We start from the raw sequence: 9,347 nt of genomic DNA, 5'->3' as shown, positions 1-9,347 counted from the left end.
GAGAAGCAAAGTGAGGAGCAGAGAGAGATTGTGCGACTACTTAGGGAGTTTAGCAACTTTGTGAGGAGGGATATGCCGATGCTCCAACGCAATTGCCAAGGGATAGGCATTTTGGACTTCAATAGGGCTAAGGCACGACTCGCCAATGGGATGGAGGCGGTAATTCCTCAACTCTCCACCGAGGGCGATATGGAGTGGCAAGTAGCTAGGCACCCGCTCCTAGAGCGACACTTGAAGTCACTCAATAGGGAGTTGGTTCCGCTTACTTTGAAACTGAATAAGGAGCAGCGACTGCTCATCATCTCTGGTCCCAATGCTGGCGGTAAATCCATTGCACTCAAGACGGTCGGTCTGCTCCAGTATATGCTCCAATGCGGATTGGCAGTGCCTATGATGGATCATAGCACTTGCACCCTTTTTGACCAGATATTCCTGGATATCGGCGATGCTCAGTCGCTAGAAAACGACCTCAGCACCTACTCTAGCCATCTACAGGGTATGAAACGGGTATTGCGGGAGGCCACCTCGGAGAGTTTGATACTGATTGATGAATTTGGTTCGGGCACAGAGCCCACGATTGGAGGTGCGATTGCCGAGGCACTCTTGGATCGCTTTCGGCAGATGGGTTGCTATGGGGTGATTACCACGCACTACGGCAACCTCAAGGATTACTCGGAGCTCCACGAAGGGGTGGTGAATGGGGCGATGCTTTTTGATAGAGGACGCATTGAGCCACTCTATCAGCTATTTATCGGTCAGCCGGGAAGCTCCTTTGCACTAGAGGTGGCGAGGAAGATCGGTTTACCTGGCGAGATCATTGATTATGCCAGTGAATTGGTGGGTAGCGACTATCTGCATCAAGATAAGTACCTACAGGATATTATTCGGGATAAGGCTTATTGGAAGCGGAAACGGGAGGAGGTAAAGCGGCAAGAGCGAAAGCTACAAGAGAAGCAGAGTAAGCTGGATGAGCGATTAGACAACTTCTCGGAAAAACGGAAGATCCTGCTGGCGAAGGCGGAGCAGGAGGCACTGGAAATAGTCAATAGTGCCAATGCAACTGTGGAGCGAACGATTCGGGAGATCAAAGAAGCAAAGGCAGAAAAGGAGCCAACCCAAAAGGCGAGGGCAAAGCTAGAGCGGAAGAAGTCTCACCTTAATAGACAGGCAGAGAAAAAGAGGGCGCCAGCCCCCGCCAAGAGGGAGCCAATCAAGGAGGGAAGTCGCGTGACCTTTGGCAATGGCAATGAAGTGGGCGAAGTGGTGGCTATTGAGGGTAAGAAAGCACGTGTGCGGCTAGGCAACCTCACCATGACGGTAGATGCCAGCAAGCTACAGCCAACAGAACGAGCCACCTCTGACCTCGTTGCACGGAGGCCTCAAGTAATCGAACAGCAGTCGAGCCAACGACGGCTCAATTTCAAGCCTCAACTCGATTGTAGAGGAATGCGGGTAGATGAAGCCCTTTCGGCAGTGGTTCAGTTTATTGATGACGCCAATCACTTTGGGTACAACCCTATCCGCATCTTGCACGGCACCGGAACGGGAGCACTAAAACAGGCGATTAGGGAGTACCTTCGACAGGATTCTAGGATCGCACACTATGAGGATGAGCTAGTAGACTTAGGCGGTGCCGGGATTACCGTCATCACACTTAGGGATAACTAAGCTCCATTTTATAGGCACAAAGAAGTTAATAGATTATGATAGTAGCAGAACAGAAAAGGAAGGAAAATGTAGCGGAATACATCCTCTATATGTGGCAGATAGAGGATACCATCAGGGCACTTGACTTTGACCTCACACGCATCACTGAGTATGTACACGAGGGGTACCGACTAGAGAAGCCGATGATGGAAAAGGTGCTACTCTGGTACCTAGAGCTTGCCGACGCCATGAAGGCTGAAGGGATTACCGAGGTGGGGCACTTGCAGCAGCTCAACGACTTGATGGACTCGCTTAAGGAGCTCTCGGGCAAACTACTAAGGGAGCCAACTCAGACGCTCTACTCATCGGTTTATTTCCAGACACTTCCCAGCATCATACAGCTACGCGACCTGACTGGCACCGACCAGATGGGCGAGGTGGAGACCTGCTTTGTAGGCATCTACGGTTATCTAACGCTCAAAGCAAGAGGCGAGGAGGTGACCGAAGCGACAACGGAGGCCATCAAACAATTCAGCACATTCCTAGCTATGCTCGCCGATCGTTTTCGCGAGGTAGAGGAGGGCAACCTACAACTTAGTGGGGAGGAGGAAGATGAGGAGTAAGAGAGTTTGGCTCACAGGAGCTAAGGGGCTTCTGGGCACGGCCATTCAGGAGGTGGCTAGAAAGCACTACCCAGAGCTGGAGATACTCCCCACGACAAGGGAGACGCTCAACTATTCTAGCGAGGAGGAGATTGCTGACTTTGTGGCAAAGAACCAACCGGACATTGTGGTCAATTGCATCGCCTTTACCAATGTCGATGCTGCTGAAAGCCAATACAGTGAGGCACTTCTTGCCAATACATCAATACCTTTGGCACTGGCCAATGCCCTCGGCACGATACCGCTGATACATATCAGTACCGACCATATCTTTGGGGGTGACCGAACGCCACGAAAGGAGCCCTACAATGAGGAGGATATCCCGATGCCGGCCAATAGGTACGCACTCACCAAGTTGATCGGCGAGTATGCGGTACATTACCACAAGCAAAATGCCTATATTCTTCGTACCTCGTGGCTTTATGGTCCTGCCAAGTGGCCACACAAGAGCTTCTACAAGAGCATACTGAGCAATGCCCAAGCGGGTAAACCGCTTAGGGTGGTAACGGACGAAGTGAGTACCCCTACCTCGGTCTTTACCTTGGCAGCGGTTATCTTGGAGATCGCGAGTGAAAAGAAAGGGCCATTGCCTTTCGGCATCTACCACGTTGCGGACGTAGGACCTGCTTCAAGGCATACTTTTGCGAGCAAGATTGTGGAGCTTCTACCGCCCGATACCTTAGTAACCGTAGGGAAGTGTACCCAAGCAGATTGGGCACTCCCCGCATTTCGCCCACACTTTAGTGCCCTCTCAACTGAGAAGATAGCACACTTCTACCCCACCCTCATCCGCCCATGGCAAGAGCGACTACAGGAGATTTACAATTACGACATTCAAGGAACAACTGATGAAATACAATAAGGAAGAGATATCAAGGAGAAGAACCTTTGCCGTCATTGCACACCCCGACGCTGGTAAGACGACACTCACCGAGAAGCTACTGCTCTTCGGAGGAGCGATACACGTAGCAGGGGCGGTGAAGAGCAATAAGATACGCAAGTCGGCCACCTCCGACTGGATGGAGATTGAGAAGCAGAGAGGCATCTCTGTCGCCACCTCTGTGATGGGCTTTGAATACGAAGGGTACAAGGTAAATATCCTAGATACCCCTGGTCACCAAGACTTTGCCGAGGATACCTATCGTACGCTGACTGCCGTGGACTCGGTAATCATCGTGATTGATGGTGCGAGAGGTGTGGAGCTACAGACTAAGCGACTGATGGAGGTCTGCCGTATGCGCAAGACGCCCGTGATTGTCTTTGTAAATAAGATGGACCGAGAGTCGCAAGACCCCTTCGACCTACTCGACGAGGTGGAGCAAGAGTTGCAGATCGCCACCACCCCACTCACCTGGCCTATCGATTCGGGTGACCGCTTCAAAGGAGTATACAACATCTATGACAAGGAGCTAGAACTCTTCTCGGGAGCCGATAAGTCGCATGTCTCGGAGCGTATGGAGGTGGATCTCGATTCACCCGAACTGCTCAACTACCTGAGCGAAGCACAGGCAAAGCGACTGAAGAACGACCTGGAGATCATTGAGGGAGTCTACCCAGAACTCAATGAGGAGGAGTATCTAGAGGCCTCCCTTGCACCAGTCTTCTTTGGCTCAGCACTCAATAACTTTGGCGTGAAAGAGTTGCTGGATACCTTTGTGCGTATCGCCCCATCTCCACGAGCTACCAAGGCAGAAGAGCGGATAGTAGACCCTTACGAGGAGCCCTTCACCGGCTTCATCTTTAAGATACATGCCAATATGGACCCCAACCACCGCAGCTGTATCGCCTTTGTGAAGGTCTGCTCAGGTAAATTTGAACGGAATAAGTACTACACCCACGTAAGGCACAAAAAGCAGATGCGCTTTAGCTCGCCCACCGCATTTATGGCACAGAAAAAGGAGATCGTTGATGATGCCTTTGCGGGGGATATTGTAGGTCTTCCCGATACTGGCAACTTCAAGATTGGCGATACTCTCACCTCGGGCGAGGTGCTCCACTTCAAGGGACTGCCTAGCTTCTCACCAGAGATGTTTAAGTACATTGAGAATGCCGACCCACAGAAGCAGAAGCAGCTCCAAAAGGGACTGACTCAGCTGATGGACGAAGGGGTAGCACAGATGTTTACCAACGCCTTCAACGGTCGCCGTATTGTGGGTACTGTAGGGCAATTGCAGTTCGAAGTAATACAGTACCGCCTTCTCCACGAGTACCAAGCGAGCTGTCGTTGGGAGCCAATCAACCTCTACAAAGCGTGCTGGCTCTCTTGCGACAAACCCGAAGTGCTAGAGGAGTTCAAGAAACGCAAGATGCAGTATATGGCCGTGGACACGCAGGGACGCGATGTCTACCTTGCCGATAGTGCCTATCTACTAAATATGGCGAAAGAGGAGTTCCCCGATATCACCTTCCACTTCACGAGCGAGTTCTAACCCAGTGCTCCACTCCATTCAGAATCCACACCACCAGCACAAAGGGGGCGGTGAGAGTAGATATGCCCATAGAGAGCCCTAGGTACTGGATGAAGAAGGAGAGGATAGTGCCTCCAAGTAGAGCCCATGGTGCCAAGCGACGTGGTTTCCCCGAGACCACGATCGCCACTAGTATGGTATTGTAGAGATAGAGCCCCGAGTGGGCATCTATCGTATCAACGAATGGGAAAAGGCAAAGCAAGAATGTAAGGAGACTCCCCACCACGAGGTAAGCCACCGCACGAGGTGAGTTGACGAGTATTCCTAAGAGAAAGAGGTAACCCGTCAGAGCGTTCGCCTGCAACATCACCTGCCCTAGCCCTACACCAAAAATCACCAATGGGGTGTTACCAAGGGTAGTAGGATAGGTGAAAGAGTGCAGATGCAATGGAGGGTCTACGTAGAGGACAAACAATATCAATCCCCACAGTAGCAAGACAAAAGGTGCCGTTAGCACTGGCAGATACTTCTGCCACATTCCCCAATGAGTTACTACCGCAGAAAGGATGGAGAGCGCCACAAATAGGATCGCAGCCAGCAGACTAGGCTCCATGAAGAGTCCACAGCCAATCCCCACCAAAGTGGCATTGTAGCCATACAGCCCTTGCTCAATACGTTCCTCTGGATACTTCACCAAATAAGCAAAGAGCGTGGCCAATATTGTAGCCACCAAAGCCAAAGAGGCCAGATAGATAGAGCTAAAAGCCAGCCCCACTAGGAATAGAAGACCCGTCCAACTATTCTCCTGAAGCATCACCTGCCCCACTCCCTTCAGTACACTTTCAATATATTTCTGCATCACCTTCATTTACGACGATGTTTAGGAGAATCCCCGACCGATCTTTCAAGATGGTCGGGGATTCAATTATATGGTACCTTCAGTCGATTTAGATGCGGTCAAGCACTAGCTGTACAAGGCCTTCGATAGTGCCCTTGTACTCGGTATTCATCGTCTCGCTCTTACGACCAGCTATAATCGTACAGATCGTCAACACTCGGTGACCTAGGACAGCACCTAAACCCGCCAATGCCGAGCTCTCCATCTCGAAGTTGGTCAGCTTCACCCCATTGTGCTCAAAGTTGATGATCTTCTCATTGAGCTTAGGATCCGCTAGTTGACCACGAAGGCGACGACCTTGTGGTGCATAGAAACCATTACAAGCAATCGTCGCTCCTGGCACTACACCACCTGGGGTCACAAACTGCTCAATCATATCCTTTGGCGCTGGGACAGCATAAGGCTTCAGCCCATCAATCTGCCACTCCAGTTGCTTCATCAGTTCCGTTTCAAAAGGCTTATCACACACCTTATCCCGATCGGCATAGAAGTGCAATACCCCATCAAAGCCAATCGCATAATTGGCAGCTACAAAAGAGCCGATAGGGGCAAAGTCTTGCAAACCTCCCGAAGTACCAACTCGCACAATCGTAAGCTCCTTATGCTCATCCTTGGCAGTACGCGTTTTGAAATCAATATTGGCAAGTGCATCTAGCTCATTCAGCACAATCTCGATGTTATCACTTCCAATACCATGAGAAAGGGCAGTGATCCGCTTCCCCTTATAGGTACCAGTGATGGTGTGAAACTCACGGCTAGAGACATTGACCTCCACACTATCAAAGTGCGAAGCAATCATATCCACTCTCGAGGGGTCACCACAAATTACTAGCTTATCTGAGATATCCTCAGGACGCAAATGGAGATGGAAAATAGTGCCATCATTATTGATGATCAATTCCGACTCTGGTATAATAAATTTACTCATAATACTTTATTTAATGGGTGCTTGGCAAGGGTAACTCACCGCACCCAGTTCATTAATTCTTCTTCTTATCTTCGTCAATAGCTCCCATAGGCTTATGCTCCTTCTCATTGCCCGTAGGACCAGCTATTGCTTCACGCATCGAGGTATCCGCCTCGATATTCTTCATCTTGTAGTAATCCATAATCCCTAGGTTACCACTACGGAATGCCTCCGCCATGGCGAGAGGTACCTCCGCCTCAGCCTCAATCACCTTAGCACGGGCCTGCTGTGCCAAAGCCCGCATCTCCTGCTCCTGAGCTACCGCCATTGCACGGCGCTCCTCAGCCTTAGCTTGGGCGATATTCTTATCGGCCTGAGCTTGATCCATCTGCAGTACCGCACCGATGTTTCTACCAATGTCAATATCGGCAATATCAATAGAGAGGATCTCAAAGGCGGTACCGGCATCTAGTCCCTTCCGAAGCACCAGCTTACTGATAGAGTCGGGGTTCTCTAGCACTACCGTATGCCGTTCACTCGAACCGATAGAGCTTACAATACCTTCACCTACACGGGCGAGGATCGTCTCCTCACCAGCTCCTCCCACCAGTCGCTGAATATTAGCACGCACCGTTACACGTGCTTTAGCAATCAATTGGATACCATCCTTTGCCACAGCGGTTACAGGAGGGGTATCAATCACCTTAGGATTCACCGACATTTGCACTGCATTAAATACATCTCTACCAGCAAGGTCAATCGCCGCCGCCATCTTAAAGGAGAGGTCAATATTGGCCTTATTGGCAGAAACAAGGGCATGCACCACCTGCTCCACATGGCCACCAGCGAGGTAGTGCGCTTCCAGCTCATCACGCGTCAGGTCGAGTCCCGCCTTGTGTGCCTCCACCATCGCCTTAGCGATCACATGAGGTGGCACATTACGGATACGCATTAAGAAGAGTTGCAATAGCGAGATACGCACTCCCGAGGCACGTGTCGATACCCACAATAGGATCGGGAAATATCTCAGGAATAGAGCGATAAGGATCAGGGCTATTACTATAGCTATCACTATCCCTATCAGACTTGGAGAAATTGGATTCATAACTTTTGCTCTTTATTATTTCGTTTTACAAAGACCTTATTATTCCGAATATCAGATATAACTATCGGCTCCCCCTCATCGATAAAACCCTCCTCCGACTCCGCCTCTACTAGGGTCTCACCCCCAAGGCGGATAGTACCCACAAGGGCTAGCCGGCTCTCCGCTACCCCCTTGGCACCACGCTCCACCCCCTCAGGAAGCTTCACCGCCACCTCATCTACCGAATCCTTAAGAGCCACCTTTTGGATAAATTTATTGCGACTCAGCAGGTAAAACCCAACCACAAAGAGTACCACCGAGAGCAGTGCATAGAAAATGGCCATACTCACCATACCCTCTGCAAATAAGAAGTACTCCATAGCGATAAATCCTCCTGCACCTATGATGCCCATAAGTCCCAGCCCTGGGATAAAGAAAATCTCCGCTAGCACCAGTGCTGCCGTCACCACAGCTACCAAAATGACCAAGAACGTCAACATCATAATTTATAGCTCTTAAGTAGATTAACAACCATCACTCACTCCTACCTTTCCCGCTCCAAAGCCGAATAATCTCATTACGAAGTGTAAAAAGCCGAGTCCGATACCCCTCACTCTCCTTCTCCAGCGAAAGCACTTCTTCCTTCAACTGAGTCGCGGTTCCACCCCCACCCAGCTGTAGTCTTAACGCCTCCAAAGAGGCCTCACACTCCTTCAAAAGCTCCTGCACCTTCAGGTACTCTGCTACCAATCCCTCCGGTACCTGAGACCCTTGCAACCTCTGCTTATAGATCGCATCGTCTCCCACCCAAAAGAGCGGCTCCTCACGGTTCCTTAGAGCTGGACTAGCAACTATATTTCCCCGCTTACGGGGCTTCAATTCAGGGGTCAGCCACCTCGCCACTTCACGGAGATTCTCCCCCTCGTAGCGAGCCAACGTACTAGGGGCAAAGCACCACAGACGGAGGCTATCCCCCCTCGCCTCTCGGCCACTCACCATCCAGCCCTGGTCCTGCTCCTCATCCACAATGTAGCAGAAGTCGTCCATCGGACTATTGAAAGGCAGCATCAGTTGCGTAGGCACCAAGAGCACCCCCTCCGCACGGTTGTACCGACTCACATAGAGGTCCTTACCGCCTAAAGTATGTTGAGGGACCTCCCCTTTTTCCTCCTCCAAGGAGAAGTAAATCGTAGTGCCGTCACTCCCCACAAAGGGATAGCTGATTTGGCACCCCTCAGGAAGCCCATTCACCCTGACCACTTCGGGGTTTGCCTCGTCCCAACGCCCATCACCTAATTGATGATAGATATAAAAGAGGGGCACACAATCCGCATCACTCCCCACCTGCCAACGGCTCTTCCCATCGGGCGAAAGATAGGTATTCTCTTGCACCTCCCCTAGATAGCTTGTCTCACGTTGCAAACGTTTCCAAACCTCTGCACGAGGTGCCACAAGGGTATCTAGCGTCGCCACCACACGGCTATTGGAAAGCAATCGCTCCACCAGCTCCAGATGCGCCACTACCTCGCCACGCTTGGCACGCTCCTCCTCCCCTCTCAGCCGAATCCCTTCATACTGCTCCAGTCGCTCCCGAGCCGTCTCCAACCGGTAATCATTGATCGCCGAGAGCGTTGCCAGCCTCAGAGTCTCCGCACGGCGTTGATCTCTACGTGAAAGAGAATGGTACCAATGTTCCACATCGGCATAACGGCCCTCACGATAGGCGACCACCGCCTGGTCA

9 protein-coding genes are annotated in these 9,347 nt (G+C 51.1%); 4 read left to right on the top strand and 5 right to left on the bottom strand.

Features of this window, described 5'->3' with window-relative positions:
- From QVO39_RS01390 to QVO39_RS01375, 4 genes are all read left to right on the top strand, one after another.
- On the top strand, positions 1-1,668 hold a 1,668-nt coding region (locus QVO39_RS01390; protein WP_288171430.1), incomplete at its 5' end, for an endonuclease MutS2.
- Between the two features lie 35 nt (positions 1,669-1,703).
- Positions 1,704-2,270, top strand: coding sequence for a DUF4924 family protein (locus QVO39_RS01385; protein ID WP_021902703.1), 567 nt, complete (start codon positions 1,704-1,706; stop codon positions 2,268-2,270).
- Positions 2,260-3,171: an SDR family oxidoreductase gene (locus tag QVO39_RS01380; protein ID WP_021902702.1), complete on the top strand. Its 912-nt coding sequence runs from the start codon at positions 2,260-2,262 to the stop codon at positions 3,169-3,171. The genes QVO39_RS01385 and QVO39_RS01380 overlap by 11 nt, the downstream gene beginning before the upstream one ends.
- A complete protein-coding gene (locus QVO39_RS01375) occupies positions 3,158-4,738 on the top strand; it encodes a peptide chain release factor 3 (RefSeq protein WP_021902701.1) in 1,581 nt (526 codons plus the stop codon). The genes QVO39_RS01380 and QVO39_RS01375 overlap by 14 nt, the downstream gene beginning before the upstream one ends.
- Here the strand turns inward: QVO39_RS01375 and QVO39_RS01370 are convergent.
- The 5 genes from QVO39_RS01370 to QVO39_RS01350 form a co-directional block, all read right to left on the bottom strand.
- Positions 4,722-5,576: an urea transporter gene (locus QVO39_RS01370; protein WP_288171425.1), complete on the bottom strand. Its 855-nt coding sequence runs from the start codon at positions 5,574-5,576 to the stop codon at positions 4,722-4,724. The two genes, QVO39_RS01375 and QVO39_RS01370, sit on opposite strands and share 17 nt — an antisense overlap.
- A gap of 88 nt (positions 5,577-5,664) precedes the next feature.
- The gene (locus QVO39_RS01365) at positions 5,665-6,543 is read right to left on the bottom strand and encodes a nucleoside phosphorylase (RefSeq protein ID WP_021902699.1); all 879 of its coding nucleotides are present in this window, start codon (positions 6,541-6,543) and stop codon (positions 5,665-5,667) included.
- A 52-nt stretch (positions 6,544-6,595) separates the two neighbouring features.
- Positions 6,596-7,627, bottom strand: coding sequence for a flotillin-like protein FloA (gene floA / locus QVO39_RS01360; RefSeq protein WP_021902698.1), 1,032 nt, complete (start codon positions 7,625-7,627; stop codon positions 6,596-6,598).
- Positions 7,624-8,109, bottom strand: a complete 486-nt coding sequence (locus QVO39_RS01355; RefSeq protein WP_021902697.1) for an NfeD family protein — start codon at positions 8,107-8,109, stop codon at positions 7,624-7,626. Before QVO39_RS01355 ends, floA begins: the two co-directional genes overlap by 4 nt.
- Before the next feature lie 31 nt (positions 8,110-8,140).
- Positions 8,141-9,347, bottom strand: a 1,207-nt coding sequence (locus QVO39_RS01350) for a hypothetical protein (protein WP_288171420.1), incomplete at its 5' end; no start/stop codon positions are given.

The organism is Porphyromonas sp. CAG:1061 (assembly GCF_000435035.1).
In the GTDB taxonomy this organism is placed as follows: Bacteria; Bacteroidota; Bacteroidia; order Bacteroidales; family Porphyromonadaceae; genus Porphyromonas_A; species Porphyromonas_A somerae.
Note: the sequence above shows the minus strand (reverse complement) of the source record. Positions and strands in the feature narration are given on the sequence as shown.

Coding starts and splice junctions, on each gene's coding strand:
- QVO39_RS01385 (WP_021902703.1), top strand. CDS start 1,704: ATGATAGTAGCAGAACAGAAAAGGAAGGAAAATGTAGCGGAATACATC.
- QVO39_RS01380 (WP_021902702.1), top strand. CDS start 2,260: ATGAGGAGTAAGAGAGTTTGGCTCACAGGAGCTAAGGGGCTTCTGGGC.
- QVO39_RS01375 (WP_021902701.1), top strand. CDS start 3,158: ATGAAATACAATAAGGAAGAGATATCAAGGAGAAGAACCTTTGCCGTC.
- QVO39_RS01370 (WP_288171425.1), bottom strand. CDS start 5,576: ATGCAGAAATATATTGAAAGTGTACTGAAGGGAGTGGGGCAGGTGATG.
- QVO39_RS01365 (WP_021902699.1), bottom strand. CDS start 6,543: ATGAGTAAATTTATTATACCAGAGTCGGAATTGATCATCAATAATGAT.
- floA (WP_021902698.1), bottom strand. CDS start 7,627: ATGAATCCAATTTCTCCAAGTCTGATAGGGATAGTGATAGCTATAGTA.
- QVO39_RS01355 (WP_021902697.1), bottom strand. CDS start 8,109: ATGATGTTGACGTTCTTGGTCATTTTGGTAGCTGTGGTGACGGCAGCA.